The following is a 15,551-nucleotide window of genomic DNA, read 5'->3' on the forward strand; positions in this document are numbered from 1 at the left end:
GGGCTACAACAGCAGCGATCCGGCGAGTCCGACGAGAACGACTCCGAGCGCAAGCTTCAGTCGCCCGGCCTCGATCCGGTGGGCGAGCCACCAGCCGATCGTCACGCCCGCGAGGTAGGCCCCCGTGAGCACGAAGACCAGCGGCGCGACGACCGCATCGAGCAGGAGGTAGTTCGCGGTCGTAAACAGCGCGGTCGCGAGGACGATGACCTGTGTGACCGCGATGGTCACGAGCATCGGCACGCCGACGAGCACGAGTGCCGGCGCCGATACGGCCGCTCCACCGATCCCGAGCAATCCCCCGAAAACGCCGATTAACAGGCCGATGACGACGAACCCCACCAGATCGCTCCTCTCGCGTCCGAGTTCGATCCGCGGTTCGAGGTCGCGGTACTCGCGGTAGACGATGATACAGCCGACCGCCGCGAGCATCGCCGCCAACAGAAGTCCGTACAGGTCCCGCGAGAGGTAGGCGTTCGCCTGCACGCCGAGCCACGTCCCGACGGCCGCCCCGGTGCTCACGACGCCCGCGAGTCGCCAGTCGATCTCGCCCGAGCGTGCGAAGACGAGACTGCCCAGTATCGCGCCCACGGCGAAAGTCGCACTCGACGTCCCGGCGACCTCGGCGGCCGAAAGCGGGGTCAGGAGGTACAGGCCGGTCACGATGAGGATCCCACCGGGACCGATGGTCGAGACGATGGTACCGCCGAGGACCGAAAGGAGGGTAAGAGCAAACAGGACGCCGATTCCGAGCGCGAACTCCATTCAGGGCCGCCTACTCGCGTAGATCCGTTGAGGATTCGGCTTGCAGACGACGCGGACGGATCCGAGCGGCGTCGGTGCCCTCAGAACTCGACGGTCCCGATCCAGCCTTCGTCGCCGTGGGCCGGACAGAACGGCTCGTGATTTCGCTTGCAGTTCTCGTCCATACACCACCCGCACTCACACCACTCCTGGAAGGTATGATCCGGGAATCGATGCCGGCAAAGCGTACATTTCGCTCCCATATGATATGATACAACATAGCACGGCTTAACCCCGTCGTGAGTCCCGTCGTTGAGGTGTCTTCCTCTCTAGATGAGCGCTACTGGTCGTAGACGGGATCGGGAGGACAGTTCACTTTCACCCTGCAGGCGAGCGGATCAAGTGGCTCGGGGCCCTTGTACGCTCAATGAGTGATACGAGTTCCGGCCCGCTCCAGCCCGACAGACCGGAGGCCGAGAAACCCTTCCGTGTCGAGGCCCCCTTCGAGCCCGCGGGCGACCAGCCCGAAGCGATTGAGCAGCTCGTTTCGGGCTACGAGTCGGGGATGGATCGCCAGACCCTGCTGGGCGTGACGGGCTCGGGAAAGACCAACACGGTGAGCTGGACCGTCGAGGGCATCCAAACCCCGACCCTCGTTATCGCCCACAACAAGACGCTCGCAGCCCAGCTCTACGAGGAGTTCAGGAACCTGTTCCCGGACAACGCCGTCGAGTACTTCGTCTCCTACTATGACTACTACCAGCCCGAAGCTTACGTCGAGGCAAGCGACACCTACATCGATAAGGACGCCTCGATCAACGACGAGATCGATAGACTCAGGCACTCCGCGACGCGCTCGCTCCTGACCCGCGACGACGTGATCGTCGTCGCCTCCGTCTCGGCGATCTACGGGCTGGGTGACCCCCGTAACTACGTCGACATGAGCCTCCAACTGGAGCAGGGCCAGCGGATCGACCGCGACGAACTGCTCAAAGGCTTGGTCGACCTGAACTACGAGCGAAACGACGTCGACTTCACCCAGGGGACGTTTCGAGTGCGCGGTGACACCGTCGAGGTCTTCCCGATGTACGGCCGCTACGCCGTGCGCGTCGAATTCTGGGGCGACGAGATCGATCGGCTTAGCAAACTGGACCCCCTCGAAGGCGACCTCAAAAGCGAGGAGCCCGCGGTTCTGATCCACCCCGCAGAGCACTACTCGATCCCCGAACAGCGCATGGAAAACGCCATCAGCGAGATCGAGGAGGACCTCGAAAAACGGATCCGGTACTTCGAGCGAAACGGCGACATGCTCTCGGCCCAGCGCATCGAGGAGCGCACCACCTTCGATATCGAGATGATGCGCGAGACGGGCTACTGTTCGGGCATCGAGAACTACTCCGTCTACCTCTCGGATCGCGAGTCGGGCGACGCTCCCTACACCTTACTCGACTACTTCCCCGACGACTTCCTCACCGTCATCGACGAGTCCCACCAGACTATCCCCCAGATCAAAGGACAGTACGCCGGCGACAAATCGCGCAAGGACTCGTTGGTCGAGAACGGCTTTCGCCTTCCCACGGCGTACGATAACCGCCCGCTGACCTTCGAGGAGTTCGAAGAGCGGGTCGGAAAGCGCCTGTACGTTTCGGCGACCCCCGGCGACTACGAACGTGACGTGAGCGAGCAGATCGTCGAACAGATCGTCAGGCCCACGCATCTCGTCGACCCCGCGGTGTCGGTCCAGTCCGCACAGGAGCAGATCGACGACCTGATGGCCCGGATCGACGAGCGAACCGACCGTGACGAACGCGTGCTCGTGACCACCCTCACCAAGCGCATGGCCGAGGACCTCACCGAGTACCTCGAGAATTCAGGTGTGGGCGTCGAGTACATGCACGACGAGACCGACACCCTTGAACGCCACGAACTCATCCGCGGGCTTCGGCTCGGGGAGTTCGACGTTCTTGTAGGTATTAACCTCCTGCGCGAGGGACTCGACATCCCCGAGGTTTCCTTGGTAGCCATCCTCGACGCCGACCAGCAGGGGTTCCTGCGCTCGCGGACCACCCTGATCCAGACGATGGGTCGGGCCGCGAGAAACGCCGAGGGCGAGGTCGTCCTGTACGCCGACGAGACGACCGACGCGATGGCCGAGGCCATCGAGGAGACACAACGGCGCCGCGAGATCCAGCGGGAGTTCAACGAAGCGCACGACTACACGCCGACGACCATCGACAAGGAGGTCAGCGAGACCAACCTGCCGGGAAGCAAGACCGACACCTCGGGTGTGACCGGCGACGCCCCCGAGGACACCGAGGCCGCCCAGGCTCGGGTGCAGTCCCTCGAAGAGCGCATGAACGAGGCCGCGAGCAACCTCGAGTTCGAACTCGCGGCCGACATCCGCGACCGGATCCGCGAACTCCGCGAGGAGTTCGACGCGCTTTCGGACGAGGAGGGGGTCGTTCCCGAGCCCGAAACCGAATTCTAAGCCCGCACCAGCGTCACGGGCGAACGATCCGGCTGTAGACCGCCTCGATCCGCTTGCGGACCGCTTTCATCGCAATTCCGTCGCGCTTGGCCAGCCACAGCACCCCGCCCATTCCGACGCCCTCTTTTGCCTCCCCGGCGGCGTAGGCCGCCATCGCCGGATGGTCTCGGTTACTGAACCCGGGATCGGTCACGCGGAGATCGAGATCCAGATCGACTGCGAGCGCTTCGACCCCCGCGCTCTCGTCGTCGGCGACGAAGGCAGTGGTCGCGAGCGTTAGCGGCGCCTCGACACCCGCGTGGCGCGCTAGCGCGGCGGCCGTTGCGAGTTGGGTCCCGCCCGCGAGCGTCACGCTGATCCCGGCGTCGGTCGCGCCGACGATCAGGCCCGCGACGGTAGCCAGCACGGGGTCGCCGACGGCCCGAACCGCTTCTATTGGCGTTCCTGCCGCACTGCCGGGTTCGAGCCCGCTCGACGCGAGCGCCTCCTCGACTACCCGTCGTTTGAGTCCAAGCGGATTGTCGGGGAGCGACGAGGAGACGGCCGGCCGCTCGCCGAGCGCCCGCAGGACCGCCATCGAAGTGGTCGTCCCGCCCGGGATCGTCTCGCCGATAGCCAGTTCGGAATCGGGCAGCGCCCGACCGAACGCTGCCCCGGCCTCGAACAGTTCGCTGGCGTTTCCGACCGGCTCCTCGTGTCGGATATCGCCGCCCGCGTTTCCCCCCAGCGAGACGGTCGGCGCGCCGCTTTTCCGCGTCAGCCCGGCGTCGATGCAGGTCACGTCGAAGCCCAGGAGCTCGCGGACCGCGCGGGTGTGGACCGCCGGCGTCGGACAGCCCGAGGGACTAACTGGAACGGTCGGTGCGTGGGTCACGTCGCCGTAGTCGAGGATTTCGAGATCCGCACCCGGCGTATCGTACAGCGCCTCCTTATCGGCCCCCGCGGCGCTGATCGGACCCGCGCCGGAGTCGATCGCCCCCGTCCGAGTGCTCCCGGCGACGACCACCAGCCTCGGCGTTCCGCGCTCGTCCGGCGTACGCTCCGGTTCGTCGACCATTCCTGCACCGTCTCGACCCCAACCGGACTTTAATCGGTCGGTGGCAGCGTCGGGATCGGGGCCCGCTTGCGCTGGCCGTCCTGGACGTCCGGTGGCGGCTCCGAGCCCGAACCGTGACCCGGCGCACCGCTGTCGCCGCGTTGGACAAGTTAATTTGTTCTACAAAAAGCAAGGTTGGGAACCTTTATGCCGATCCCGTCGGACAGACGAATACGGTCCGACCGACCGCCCTGAGCGGCGTACCTCGGTAGTGGCGACGCTGTCGGGCCATCCATCATGAGCCATACGACGACACGACCCGACGGAATCGAAGCGATACTCGAGCAGGCGTGGGACGACCGTGCCGAGGGCTCTCCCGACGACATCGCCCGTGCTGCCCGCCGTGACTGCTATGAGGGCGCGAGCCGCGAGGAAGTCTACGAGGCGATCATCGGCGCGCTCACCGCCCGGATCGACCGCGTACCGGAGTACCGGACCGTCGCCGCACGCGTCTTTCGACGGCGGTACTTCGAGGAGCGTGTAGGTGTGGCCCCGGACGACCACGAGGCTGCCTACCGCGACTCGTTCGTCGCCTCGATCGAGCGCGGCGTCGAGGCCGACCTGCTCGACGAGCGTATGGGCGAGTACGACCTGTCGAGGCTCGCCGAGGCGCTCGAACCGACTCGTGACGACCGACTCGATTACATGGCGATGGAGACTCTCTCCCAGCGCTACTTCCTGCGTGAGGGCGACGAGCCCATCGAACTGCCCCAGACGTTCTGGATGCGCGTGGCGATGGGGATCGCGCTCCGGGAAGCGCCCGAGGAGCGCGAGAAGTATGCAAAGGAGTTCTACGACCTGCTCTCGACGCTGCGATTCGTCCATTCGACGCCGACGCTGTTTCACGCCGGGACGACCCACCCGCAGCTCTCCTCGTGTTATCTCACCACCGTTCCCGATGACCTGGAGGGGATCTTCGACGCGTACAAGGAACACGCGAAGCTCTCGAAGTGGTCGGGCGGGCTCGGCAACGACTGGACCCCGCTTCGGGCCAGCGGCGCACGGATCTCCTCGACGGGCGTCGAGTCCACGGGGACGGTCCCGTTCCTGAAGATCGCAAACGACGTGACCGGCGCGATCAACAGGAGCGGGAAACGCCGCGGGGCGGCCTGTGCCTACCTCGAAGCATGGCACATGGACTTCCCCGCCTTCCTCGACCTGCGGCGAAACACCGGCGACGAGCGCCGGCGCACCCATGACATGAACACCGCGGCGTGGGTGCCCGACCTGTTCATGAAGCGCGTCCAGAACGACGAGAAGTGGATGCTCTTTTCACCCGAGGAGGTTCCCGACCTGCACGGGACCTATGGACGCGAGTTCGAGGAGCGCTACGAGGAGTATGAGCGGCGGGCCGAAGCGGGCGAACTCGACCAGTACGAGCGGTGCGAGGCCGCCGAGCTGTGGCGCAGGACCCTCACTCGGCTGTTCGAGACGGGCCACCCGTGGATCACGTTCAAGGACCCCTGTAACGTCCGCTCGCCGCAGGATCATGCGGGTGTCATCAACTCCTCGAACCTCTGTACGGAGATCACGCTCAACACGAGCGAGGAGGAGACCGCCGTCTGTAACCTCGGTTCGGTGAACCTCTCGCGCCACGTGATCGAGGACGGGCTCGACCGCGAGGCGCTCGCCGAGACGGTCAACACGGCGATGCGGATGCTCGACAACGTCGTCGACCTCAACTTCTACCCCACGGAGAAGGCCGAACGCTCGAACATGCGCCACCGGCCAGTTGGCTTAGGTACCATGGGCTTTCACGACGCCCTGCTGGAACAGGACATCCCGATGAACTCCGAGAAAGCCGTCGAGTTCGCCGACCGAACCCAGGAGCTCGTCTCCTATCACGCGATCCTCGGCTCCTCAGAGCTGGCCGCCGAGCGCGGGGCCTACGGGAGCTACGAGGGCTCGAAGTGGGACCGTGACCTGTTCCCCCAGGACACCGTTTCGATCCTCGAGGAGGAACGGGGGCGCGAGATCCCGATCGACGTCGAGGAGCGCCTCGACTGGGGACGGGTGCGAGAACACGTCTCCGAGCACGGGATGCGAAACTCCAACACGATGGCGGTCGCGCCGACGGCGACCATCTCGACGATCGCGGGGACGACCCCCTCGATCGAGCCGATCTACTCGAACCTCTACGTGAAGTCGAACATGTCGGGCGACTTCACGGTGATCAACGACCACCTCGTTTCCGATCTCAGGGAGCGGGGGCTGTGGACCGACGAGATCCGCGACCGGATCACGTACCACGACGGCTCGATCCAGGAGATCGACGCGATACCGGAGGACGTCACGGAGCTCCACCGGGGCGCCTTCGAGATCGACCCGCGCCACCAGCTTCGCCTCTCGGCGGAGCGTGCGACCTGGATCGACCAGGGCCAGTCGCACAACGTCTTCTTCCCCTCCACGGACGGCTCGCTGCTCGCGGGCGTCTACGAGACCGCCTGGGAGCTCGGCCTGAAGACGACCTACTACCTCCGGACGCTGGGCGCGAGCCAGGTCGAGAAGACCACGCTCGACATGCGCGAGTACGACGACACCCAGTTCCGCGACTCGGACGACGATGACGACGAGGACGAGGGGAACGGCCTGCCGAGCGTCGAGGACCCGACCTGCGAGGCCTGCCAGTAATGCCGCTGATCAACACCGAGAGCCACCACGACCCCAACAAGATCCTGCCGATCGACTACGACTGGGCCCGCGAGTACTACAAGGCCGGCGTCGCCAACAACTGGACGCCCGAGGAGGTGCCGATGGCCGACGACGTCCACCAGTGGGAGAACGACGAGCTGAGTAGCGAGGAACGCCAGCTCGTCGAGTGGAACCTCGGCTTCTTCTCGACTGCCGAATCGCTGACCGCGAACAACATCGTCCTCGCGGTCTACGACCACGTCACCGCCCCCGAGTGTCGCCAGTATCTCCTCAGACAGGCCTACGAGGAGGCGATCCATACCGATACGTTCATCTACTGCTGTGACTCGCTGGGGTTCGACCCCGAGTACCTCTACGGGATGTACGACCGCATCCCCGCTATCGAGGCCAAGGACGAGTTCGTCGTCGACCTCACGCAGGTGATCGACGATCCGGACTTCGAGATCAGTAGCGACGAGGACGTCCGGGAGTTCCTCCGGGACCTCGTCGGGTTCTACGTCATCATGGAGGGAATCTTCTTCTACGCGGGCTTTGCGATGATGCTCGGGCTCAAGCGCCAGGGGAAGATGGTCGGCGTCGGCGAGCAGTTCGAGTACATCATGCGCGACGAGTCACTCCATCTGAACTTCGGGGTCGATCTGATCAACACTGTCCGCGAGGAGAATTCAGGGATCTGGACCGACGTGTTCGAAGCCGAGATCGAGGGACTGCTCCGCGAGGCCGTTGAGCTCGAACGCACGTATGCCCGCGAGGCCTGCCCCGAAGAGGTGCTCGGCATGGGACCGGCGCAGTTCGCCGAGTACGTCGAGTACGTCGCCGACAGACGCCTCGATCAGTTGGGAATGGAGCCGGTCTACGACACCGACAACCCGTTCCCGTGGATGGCAGAACAGGTCGACCTGAACAAGGAGAAGAACTTCTTCGAGACCAACGTCGCGGAGTACCAGTCGGGCGGCTCGCTCGAGTGGTGAGGACAGGTGGTCGGAGCGAGCCGGATCGCGTCGCAGTCCGACGCCGCTCTAGCACAACCCAGATGGATCGAAATCCGCTATCTCCCGACTGAAGCACAAAACTACTTGTCCTCGCTGGCCGGAGGGGGACCAATGTCCGACACCGAGAGGGGATCGAGCGTGCTGCAAAGCAAGCGCGACGCCACGCGCTATCAGATCCTCGTCGAGATCGCCGAGCGCCAGCCCGCGGTCAGCCAACAGGAGGTCGCCGACGCCATCGGCGTCACCGCCCAGGCCGTCAGCGACTACCTTGGTGGGCTGGTCGAGGAGGGGTTCGTCGAGAAGGGTGGGCGCGGGCGCTACGAGGTGAGCAAGGAGGGCGTCGACTGGCTGATCGGCCGGACCGACGAACTCCGGGCGTTCACCGACCACGTCGCAGAAGACGTCATCGAACAGGTCGAGATCGAGACCGCGCTCGCGACCGACGCCATCGAGGAGGACCAGTCGGTGACGCTCTCGATGGCCGACGGGGTGCTCAGAGCGACCCCCGGCGAGGCCGGTGCGGCGACCGCGGTCGCGATCACGGGTTCCGAGGCCGGCGCGGACGTCGGGATCACCGACGTCGAGGGCGTCCTCGACTACGAACTGGGTCGGGTCACGGTCGTCTCGCTGCCCCGGGTCCACGAGGGCGGCAGCTCGGTCGCCGATCCCGACACCCTCGGCGAGTACGCCGCTTCCCACGATCTGGTGGCGACGGCGGGCACCGAGGCGGTCGCCGCGGCCTGCACGGCCGGCCTCGACCCCGAGATCCGGTTCGGGACGCCCGAAGCAGTTCGAGAGGCGGCGACGAAGGGTCTGGACGTGCTCCTGTTGGCGACCGACGACCGGCTGGCGGCCCACACCGAGACGCTGCGCGAGGGGACCGTCGGCTACGAGATGGTCGAAGCGGAAAAGCGGTAGCTACAGTCGTTCGGTGATCGTTCTCGCCGTTTTCTCCCCGATCCCCTCGACGCTTCGCAGGTCCTCGACGGACGCCGTGCGGATCCCCTCGACGCTCCCGAAGCGCCGCAACAGGCTCGTCCTCGTTTTGGGGCCGATCCCCGGCACGTCATCGAGGACGGTCGAAACGTCGTCCCGAAGCGTCTGGTGGTACTGCAGCGCAAAGCGGTGTGATTCGTCGCGCACCCGCTGGAGGAGATGCAGGTGTGTGGCGTCGGAGGACCAATCGAGGGGCCCGTCGGGCGTGATCACCAGCTCCTCGGCTTTGGCCAGTGCGATCGCCGGAACGTCCCAGCCCGTCTCCGAGAGCGCCTCGCGTGCGGCGTCGAGCTGGCCATCCCCGCCGTCGATGAGCAGGAGGTCGGGGTCGGGGCGGTCGTCGCGACCCTCGACCGCCCGCAGCGCACGCCAGCGCACGAGCGCGCGCATGTTCGCGTAGTCGTCGTTTCGCTCCTCGAGTTTCTTCCGGCGGTAGCCCGACGTCTCGGCCTCGCCACCCACGAAGAGAACGTTGCTTCCCACGGCGGCCTTGCCGTGGGCGTGGCTCACGTCGAAGCCCTCGATGCGCTCGGGCCGAGGGATCGAAAGCGCCTCCGCGAGCGCGCTCACGGGGTCGTCGCTGTAGTCGCCCCGGCGGGCGTTCTTGATCGCCAGGTCGACCAGCGTGGCCTCCCGGCCCGCCCCGGGCACCCGGAGGTCGATGCCCTCGCTTTCGAGCCAGCCCCGTAACTCGGCGTCGGCGGGGTCTTCCGGTACCAGCAAGCTGTCGGGAAGCTCACGCTCGGCGTAGTACTGGGCGATGAACGCGGCGAGGACGCCCGCATGACCGTCCCCGGCGTCGGGAATCGAGAGGTGGTGGCGCTCGCGGTCGACCAGCTGCCCGCCCTCGCTCTGGAGCCGGGCGACGATCGCGCGATCGCCCTCGGTCGACACGCCGAGTACGTCGACGTGGCGCGCGTCGGCGGCGTCGTGGACGGCCTCGCCGCGCCCCTCGTGAAAGCCCTCGACGGCCTCCAGCCGATCGCGCAGGCTCGCCGCCCGCTCGAAGGACTGCTCCTGGGCCGCCCGCTCCATGCGTCGCCTCAGGGGGTCGGCGAGGGCGCCCGTCTCGCCCGCGAAGAAGCGTTCCACCGACTCGACGTCCTCGACGTAGGCCTCCCGCCCGATCTCGCCCGTGCAGGGGGCGGTACAGAGCCCGATGTCGTGGTCGAGACAGGGGCGCGCTCTACCGGAGAACTTGTGGTCCGAACAGCCCCGCACGCCGTAGACCTCCCTGAGGGCCTTCACCACGACCTCGACGATCCCCTTGTTCGTGAACGGGCCGAAGGCGGTCGCGGCGGCATCGGGATCCCGCGTGATCTCGATGCGGGGGAACTCGTGGTCAGTTAGTTGCACCAGCGGGTAGGACTTGTCGTCCTTCAGCCGGACGTTGTAGCGGGGTTGGTGGCGCTTGATCAGGTTCGCTTCGAGCAACAACGCTTGCGTCTCGGTGTCCGTGACGGCGAAATCGATCGACTCCGCACCCTGCACCATTCGGCGAATCCGCGCGCTTCGGGGGTCGGCGTACGACCGGACCCGCCCCCGGAGATCGACCGCCTTTCCGACATAGAGGGTCGTCCCGTCCGCGAGGAACTGATAGACCCCCGGTTCGCGCGGCAGCGTCGCTGCGTGCTCCTTGAGTTCCGCCCCGTCCATTCATCCGTCCTAGTCGCCCGATTCGTTTGAACCTGCCGCCCGCGGACGGCGCTCAGGACCGTTCCGGGGCCGATTCGGGCCGTTCTCGTGCGCTCGATTCGTCCGGGATGTCGGACTCATCGAACGCACACGCGAGGCAGTAGTGATTGACGCCCTCCGTGCGGGTCGAGATCGGGATCCCAGCGAGCGCGTACTCCTCGCGGTAGCGCGTTGCCATCCCGCCCTCGACGTCGGCGCCACACTCGACACAGGACTCCCCACGGGTCTCCCCGGGCCGGACGACCCGTCGGTCGGTGCTTCGCACCCGTCCGAACCGGGTTATCGAATGTCGGCGGTCGAGCCGGCGGCGGAGGCGGGGGTTGACCAGCACGCCCGATACGACGAACACCAGCCCGAACACCACGAGAAGGGCTACTCCCATCGCGGAGCCGACGCCCCCGCCCGCGACGAGTCCGCTGACGGCGGCGACCAGCGCGAGCGCCCCGAGCCCGACCAGCAGCCAGCCGGCGATGGCGTAAAACAGCTCGGAGACGGCGTCCGCCAGCGCAACGATACCGCCCTCATCACCCATGGGGAACGGTCCCCGAGCGCCACTATACGTTTTCCGGCCGCCGGTCGCTTCCCGGCTCAGGGGTAAGCGCCGCATACAAACCCGGCGCGTGCGAACCCCGAGTATGAGCGATACCGTCCAGTGTTGGCTGGTCGAGCGCACGTACGACGACAAGGGCCTGATCCGGCTGGTCTACGCCCCGACCAACGGCTCGGGACAGTTCGTCACCGAGCGTGCGGCCGCGACCGGCGTCGACGCGACCGCCGCGATGGAGGTCGATCCCGAGAAACTCGACTCGATCGCCGAGGAGAACGCCGAGCGCTACGAGGGCGAGGCAGAACGGATGGCCGGACGCCACGACCCCGACGAGTCGGTCTGAGTCGACCTAAAGACCTATATCGGGGCTGGATCTAGCGCGGGCAATGACCGCGATCGAACTGCACGGCGTGAGCAAGCGCTACGGTGACGTCCTCGCGGTCGACGACCTCGCGCTCGATGTGCGAGAGGGGGAGGTCTTCGGCTTTCTCGGGCCCAACGGGGCGGGCAAATCGACGACGATCAACATGCTGTTGGATTTCGTCCAGCCCACCTCGGGGACCGTCGAGGTACTGGGACACGACGCCCACGAGGAGAGCGTCCGGGTCCGCGAGCGAACCGGCGTCCTTCCGGAGGGATTCGACGTCTACGACCGCCTCACCGGCCGGAAACACGTCGAACTCGCCGTCGACTCGAAAGGGGCGAGCGACGACCCCGACGCGCTATTGGAGCGCGTGGGGATCGAAGAGGCCGCCGACCGCAAGGCCGGCACGTACTCGAAGGGAATGTGCCAGCGGCTCGCGCTCGCGATGGCGCTTGCGGGCCGGCCTGACCTCCTGATCCTGGACGAGCCATCGACGGGACTGGATCCCAACGGCGCGCTCGAAATGCGCGAGATCGTCCGGGAGGAGGTCGAGCGCGGTGCAAGCGTCTTCTTTTCGAGTCACATCCTCGGACAGGTCGAGGCCGTCTGTGATCGGGTCGGCATCCTGCGCGAGGGCCGACTCGTCGCCGAGGACAGCGTCTCGGGGCTCCGCGAAACCGTCGGGGCCGACACGACGCTCAGAATCACGGTCGGTGAACTCCCCACGGGGGCGCTTGATCGCGTGCGCGCCCTCGATGGCGTGATGGGGGTCGAACGCGAGGGATCGACCCTGCTGGTCGCGGCCGAAGACGGCTCGAAAACGGCCGTGTTGAGTACCCTCGAATCGGAGGGCGCGGAGGTCCGTGACTTCGAGACCGAGGAGGCATCACTGGAGGACCTCTTTCGGGCCTACACGGAGGGGACGGCATGAGTTGGCGAGTCGTCGCGCGCAAGGACTTCGAGGACTCGATCCGCTCGCGGGGGCTGTGGGTCGCCTCGGCGCTCTTTTTCGTCCTGTTCGTCGTCCCCGCGTATCTCGTCGCCGACGGCGTCGGCGGGGCGGTCGTCTCCCAGACCGGCCAGCAGATCTCCTCGGACGCCTTCATCAGCCTGCTGGCGTCCTTTGTCGCCTTCCTCATCCCCTTCGTCGCCATCGTGCTCGCGTACGCTTCCGTGGCGGGTGAACGCGATTCGGGCACGCTGAAACTGCTGCTGGCGTTGCCCCACTCCCGACGGGACGTCGTGCTGGGGAAGATCGTCGGACGAAGCGCCGTGATCGTCCTGCCGATCCTGGTAGGCTTTCTCGCCGCTGCGGTCGTCTTCCTCGCGACGCCTGTCTCGCTCGCACTCGGCAACTACGTCGCCTTCGCGCTGCTGTCGGCGCTTCTGGGCGTGGTGTTCGTCTCGCTTTCGGTCGGGATCAGCGCGGCGGCCGCGAGCCGACGACAGGCCATGCTCGGGAACGTCGGCGTCTACGTGATCTTCTCGCTGTTCTGGGGGAGTTTCGCCGAAGGTGTGGTCAACCTGCTCAACGAGTACACCGACATGGCCTTCGAGACGCTCGTGCGGATCCAACTCGCCGTTCGACTCCTGAACCCGGTCGACGCCTACCAGTCGCTGGCGGCGATCCTCTGGACGCAGGACGCGCTCGGGGCACGCCTCTCGCTGTTCGGCGGCGGCATCGCCGGACAAGTCTACGGACAGGCGCTCGACCCGCTGCCGGCGTACTTCTCGAACCCCGTCGTCGCGCTCGTCTTCCTCGCGTGGCTGGTCGTCCCGCCCGTACTGGGATATCTCGCCTTCCGCGACGCGGATCTGTAGCTACTGGAACGTATCCTCTAGAGTGCGTTGGTTCGATGATTCCTGCTGCTCCTGTCGATCGGCTTCCTCGCTCTCGTCCACCAGCGCCTCGAACTCCTCGGGCGTGAGTTCGGGTACGCCCTCGTCGGCAGCGTCCTCGCGCTTTGAACTTCCGGGGTTCTCGCCGACGACGAGGTAATCGGTGTTGCCTGAGACGCTGCCCGTGACCGAGCCGCCCGCCCCCTCGATCAGTCCCTGGGCCTCGCTTCTCGTCCGGTCGGGAAGCGACCCCGTGAAGACGACGGTGAGCCCCGACAGGGTATCGCCCGACTCCCGGTCCTCGGCCCGTTCGGGTTCGACGCCAGCCTCGCGGAGCTCGCGAAGCACCCGCCGGTTGCCCTCACTGTCGAAAAAGTCACGTATCTCGCGGGCGACGACCTCGCCGATCTCGTCGACCTCTCGGAGTTCGTCCTCGCTCGCGTCCATGAGGCCGTCCAGATCGCCGAAGGCGCCGGCGAGTTCGCGGGCGGTCGCCCGCCCGACGTGGGGAATACCGATCGCGGCGAGAAAGGCAAAGAGCGGCGGCGACTTCGAGGCTTCGAGTTCGGCGAGCAGGTTCTCGGCGCTCTTTTGGCCCCACCCTTCGAGCTCGACGAGATCTGCTCGCTCCAGGCGATAGAGGTCGGCGACGCTCTCTTCGACGAGGCCAGCCTCAAGCAGCTGATCGACGCGCTCGCCACCCAGCCCCTCGATGTCCAGACCGGAGTCGCTCGCGTAGTACTCCACCGACCGGCGAAGCTGGGCCGGACAGGCCAGCCCGCCGGTACAGAACGCGATCGGCCCGTCGCGCTCGATCGCGCTGTCACAGACCGGGCAGGTTGCGGGGAACTCGAAGTACCCCGAAGAACGCTTCTCGACCACCTCGTCGACGTAGGGAATCACGTCGCCCGCGCGCTCGACACGCACGACGTCGCCGACGTTGACCTCCTTCTCTTCGATCTCCGCGGGGTTGTGCAGGCTTGCGCGCGAGACGGTGACCCCGCCGACGTCGACGGGATCGAGCAGCGCCACAGGGGTTAGCCGTCCGGTGCGCCCGACCTGCAGGGCGACGTCCTGGATCGCCGTCTCGCCGGCCCGTGCGGGGAACTTGTATGCGAAGGCCCACCGGTAGTGCCGCGAAGTCGTACCCAGTTCCTCGCAGGCGGCCTTCTCGTCGACCTTGATGACGACGCCGTCGATCTCGTAGTTCAGCCCCTCGCGGTCCTCGACCAGCCGATCGCGGTAGGCGATCGCTTCGTCGATGTCGGCGGCGAGTTCGGCACGGTCGTTGGTCTGCAGGCCGTACGATTCGAGCGCGTCGAGTTCCTCCCAGTGGGTGGCGATCCCCTCGCTCGCGTCCAGTATGTCGTAGAAGAAACAATCGAGCGGGCGTTCGGCGGTCACGGTAGGATCGAGCTGGCGGATCGTCCCCGCGGTGGCGTTTCGCGGGTTGGCGAACGGTTCGTCGCCGCGCTCGACGCGCTCGCGGTTGTACGCCTGAAACGCGTCCCGTGGCATGAAGATCTCGCCGCGAACGGCAAGGAAGTCGGGGTACTCCCCCCGGAGACGCTGGGGGATCGAGCGGATCGTCCGGACGTTCGCGCTCACGTCGTCGCCTTCCCGCCCGTTGCCGCGGGTCACCGCGCGCTCGAAGACACCCTCGTCGTAGACGACCTCGATGGAGACGCCGTCGAACTTCGGCTCGCAAGTGTACGTGACCTCGCCGATCTCGCGGTCCATCCGTTCCGCGAACTCCCGGACGTCCGCCGCGTCGCCGCTTTGCTGGATCGAGAGCATTGGCGCGACGTGCTCGACGGTTTCGAGCTCCTCTACGGGCTCGCCGCCCACACGCCGTGTCGGGCTATCGGGGATTTGGAGGCCGAAGGACTCCTCGATGTCGACCAGTCGTTGAAAGAGGGTGTCGTAGGTCCGATCCGCGATCTCGGGGTCGTTCTCGACGTAGTACCGTCGATCGTGATGTCGAATCGCCTCCCTCAGCCGGCGGGCCTCGCGTTCGGCCTCGTCGAGCTCGTCGATGGGGGTGAGATCCTCCGGTGGGTCCCGGAGATAGGGGTTCTGGTCGCTCTCGTTCATTGCCCGTGCTTTCGCCCCGGCGGGCAAAAACGCCCCCGTCTCGA

13 protein-coding genes are annotated in these 15,551 nt (G+C 66.4%); 7 read left to right on the forward strand and 6 right to left on the reverse strand.

What is annotated here, in order from left to right:
* Positions 1-3: 3 nt before the first annotated feature.
* The gene (locus HACJB3_RS00810) at positions 4-765 is read right to left on the reverse strand and encodes a sulfite exporter TauE/SafE family protein (protein WP_008418952.1); all 762 of its coding nucleotides are present in this window, start codon (positions 763-765) and stop codon (positions 4-6) included.
* A gap of 80 nt (positions 766-845) precedes the next feature.
* Complete coding sequence (locus HACJB3_RS19900; RefSeq protein ID WP_155828815.1) at positions 846-1,007, reverse strand: hypothetical protein; 162 nt, start codon at positions 1,005-1,007, stop codon at positions 846-848.
* 164 nt (positions 1,008-1,171) lie between these two features.
* On the opposite strand from HACJB3_RS19900, the gene uvrB reads away from it, so the two are divergent.
* Positions 1,172-3,232, forward strand: a complete 2,061-nt coding sequence (gene uvrB / locus HACJB3_RS00815) for an excinuclease ABC subunit UvrB (RefSeq protein WP_008418950.1) — start codon at positions 1,172-1,174, stop codon at positions 3,230-3,232.
* 13 nt (positions 3,233-3,245) lie between these two features.
* On the opposite strand, the gene HACJB3_RS00820 is transcribed toward uvrB, so the two are convergent.
* A complete protein-coding gene (locus HACJB3_RS00820; protein WP_008418948.1) occupies positions 3,246-4,289 on the reverse strand; it encodes a nicotinate-nucleotide--dimethylbenzimidazole phosphoribosyltransferase in 1,044 nt (347 codons plus the stop codon).
* A gap of 276 nt (positions 4,290-4,565) precedes the next feature.
* Between HACJB3_RS00820 and HACJB3_RS00825 the strand changes: the two genes are divergently transcribed.
* The 3 genes from HACJB3_RS00825 (at position 4,566) to HACJB3_RS00835 (ending at position 8,890) form a co-directional block, all read left to right on the forward strand.
* Complete coding sequence (locus HACJB3_RS00825; RefSeq protein WP_008418946.1) at positions 4,566-6,959, forward strand: ribonucleoside-diphosphate reductase subunit alpha; 2,394 nt, start codon at positions 4,566-4,568, stop codon at positions 6,957-6,959.
* On the forward strand, positions 6,959-7,951 hold the full coding sequence (locus HACJB3_RS00830) for a ribonucleotide-diphosphate reductase subunit beta (protein ID WP_008418944.1): 993 nt from the start codon (positions 6,959-6,961) through the stop codon (positions 7,949-7,951). The genes HACJB3_RS00825 and HACJB3_RS00830 overlap by 1 nt, the downstream gene beginning before the upstream one ends.
* 132 nt (positions 7,952-8,083) lie before the next feature.
* Positions 8,084-8,890 carry a DUF7839 domain-containing protein gene (locus HACJB3_RS00835; protein WP_013199319.1) on the forward strand — a complete coding sequence of 269 codons (807 nt, stop codon included), beginning with the start codon at positions 8,084-8,086 and terminating at the stop codon, positions 8,888-8,890.
* Here HACJB3_RS00835 and HACJB3_RS00840 read toward each other — a convergent pair whose 3' ends face one another.
* Both HACJB3_RS00840 and HACJB3_RS00845 read right to left on the reverse strand, forming a co-directional pair.
* Positions 8,891-10,624: an excinuclease ABC subunit C gene (locus tag HACJB3_RS00840; protein WP_013199320.1), complete on the reverse strand. Its 1,734-nt coding sequence runs from the start codon at positions 10,622-10,624 to the stop codon at positions 8,891-8,893.
* A 52-nt stretch (positions 10,625-10,676) separates the two neighbouring features.
* On the reverse strand, positions 10,677-11,195 hold the full coding sequence (locus tag HACJB3_RS00845) for a hypothetical protein (protein WP_008418929.1): 519 nt from the start codon (positions 11,193-11,195) through the stop codon (positions 10,677-10,679).
* A 103-nt stretch (positions 11,196-11,298) separates the two neighbouring features.
* Here HACJB3_RS00845 and HACJB3_RS00850 point away from each other — a divergent pair, with 103 nt between their 5' ends.
* Genes HACJB3_RS00850 through HACJB3_RS00860 form a run of 3 tightly spaced genes read left to right on the forward strand, consistent with a single transcriptional unit; the run spans position 11,299 to position 13,395 of the window.
* Positions 11,299-11,553, forward strand: a complete 255-nt coding sequence (locus HACJB3_RS00850; RefSeq protein ID WP_008418928.1) for a hypothetical protein — start codon at positions 11,299-11,301, stop codon at positions 11,551-11,553.
* 43 nt (positions 11,554-11,596) lie between these two features.
* The gene (locus tag HACJB3_RS00855) at positions 11,597-12,505 is read left to right on the forward strand and encodes an ABC transporter ATP-binding protein (RefSeq protein WP_008418926.1); all 909 of its coding nucleotides are present in this window, start codon (positions 11,597-11,599) and stop codon (positions 12,503-12,505) included.
* Positions 12,502-13,395 carry an ABC transporter permease gene (locus tag HACJB3_RS00860; protein ID WP_008418923.1) on the forward strand — a complete coding sequence of 298 codons (894 nt, stop codon included), beginning with the start codon at positions 12,502-12,504 and terminating at the stop codon, positions 13,393-13,395. The genes HACJB3_RS00855 and HACJB3_RS00860 overlap by 4 nt, the downstream gene beginning before the upstream one ends.
* Here HACJB3_RS00860 and ligA read toward each other — a convergent pair whose 3' ends face one another.
* Positions 13,396-15,507 (reverse strand): NAD-dependent DNA ligase LigA, encoded by a 2,112-nt coding sequence (ligA, locus tag HACJB3_RS00865; RefSeq protein WP_008418921.1) that lies wholly within the window; start codon positions 15,505-15,507, stop codon positions 13,396-13,398. It lies immediately after the preceding gene.
* Between the last annotated feature and the right edge of the window lie 44 nt (positions 15,508-15,551).

This window comes from Halalkalicoccus jeotgali B3, from assembly GCF_000196895.1.
In the GTDB taxonomy this organism is placed as follows: domain Archaea; phylum Halobacteriota; class Halobacteria; order Halobacteriales; family Halalkalicoccaceae; genus Halalkalicoccus; species Halalkalicoccus jeotgali.

What these genes read in the sequence shown, in the direction of transcription:
- ligA (WP_008418921.1), bottom strand. Translation starts at nt 15,507, where the DNA reads ATGAACGAGAGCGACCAGAACCCCTATCTCCGGGACCCACCGGAGGAT.
- HACJB3_RS00810 (WP_008418952.1), bottom strand. Translation starts at nt 765, where the DNA reads ATGGAGTTCGCGCTCGGAATCGGCGTCCTGTTTGCTCTTACCCTCCTT.
- HACJB3_RS00835 (WP_013199319.1), top strand. Translation starts at nt 8,084, where the DNA reads ATGTCCGACACCGAGAGGGGATCGAGCGTGCTGCAAAGCAAGCGCGAC.
- HACJB3_RS00830 (WP_008418944.1), top strand. Translation starts at nt 6,959, where the DNA reads ATGCCGCTGATCAACACCGAGAGCCACCACGACCCCAACAAGATCCTG.
- HACJB3_RS00850 (WP_008418928.1), top strand. Translation starts at nt 11,299, where the DNA reads ATGAGCGATACCGTCCAGTGTTGGCTGGTCGAGCGCACGTACGACGAC.
- HACJB3_RS00855 (WP_008418926.1), top strand. Translation starts at nt 11,597, where the DNA reads ATGACCGCGATCGAACTGCACGGCGTGAGCAAGCGCTACGGTGACGTC.
- uvrB (WP_008418950.1), top strand. Translation starts at nt 1,172, where the DNA reads ATGAGTGATACGAGTTCCGGCCCGCTCCAGCCCGACAGACCGGAGGCC.
- HACJB3_RS00820 (WP_008418948.1), bottom strand. Translation starts at nt 4,289, where the DNA reads ATGGTCGACGAACCGGAGCGTACGCCGGACGAGCGCGGAACGCCGAGG.
- HACJB3_RS00840 (WP_013199320.1), bottom strand. Translation starts at nt 10,624, where the DNA reads ATGGACGGGGCGGAACTCAAGGAGCACGCAGCGACGCTGCCGCGCGAA.
- HACJB3_RS00845 (WP_008418929.1), bottom strand. Translation starts at nt 11,195, where the DNA reads ATGGGTGATGAGGGCGGTATCGTTGCGCTGGCGGACGCCGTCTCCGAG.
- HACJB3_RS00860 (WP_008418923.1), top strand. Translation starts at nt 12,502, where the DNA reads ATGAGTTGGCGAGTCGTCGCGCGCAAGGACTTCGAGGACTCGATCCGC.
- HACJB3_RS00825 (WP_008418946.1), top strand. Translation starts at nt 4,566, where the DNA reads ATGAGCCATACGACGACACGACCCGACGGAATCGAAGCGATACTCGAG.
- HACJB3_RS19900 (WP_155828815.1), bottom strand. Translation starts at nt 1,007, where the DNA reads ATGGGAGCGAAATGTACGCTTTGCCGGCATCGATTCCCGGATCATACC.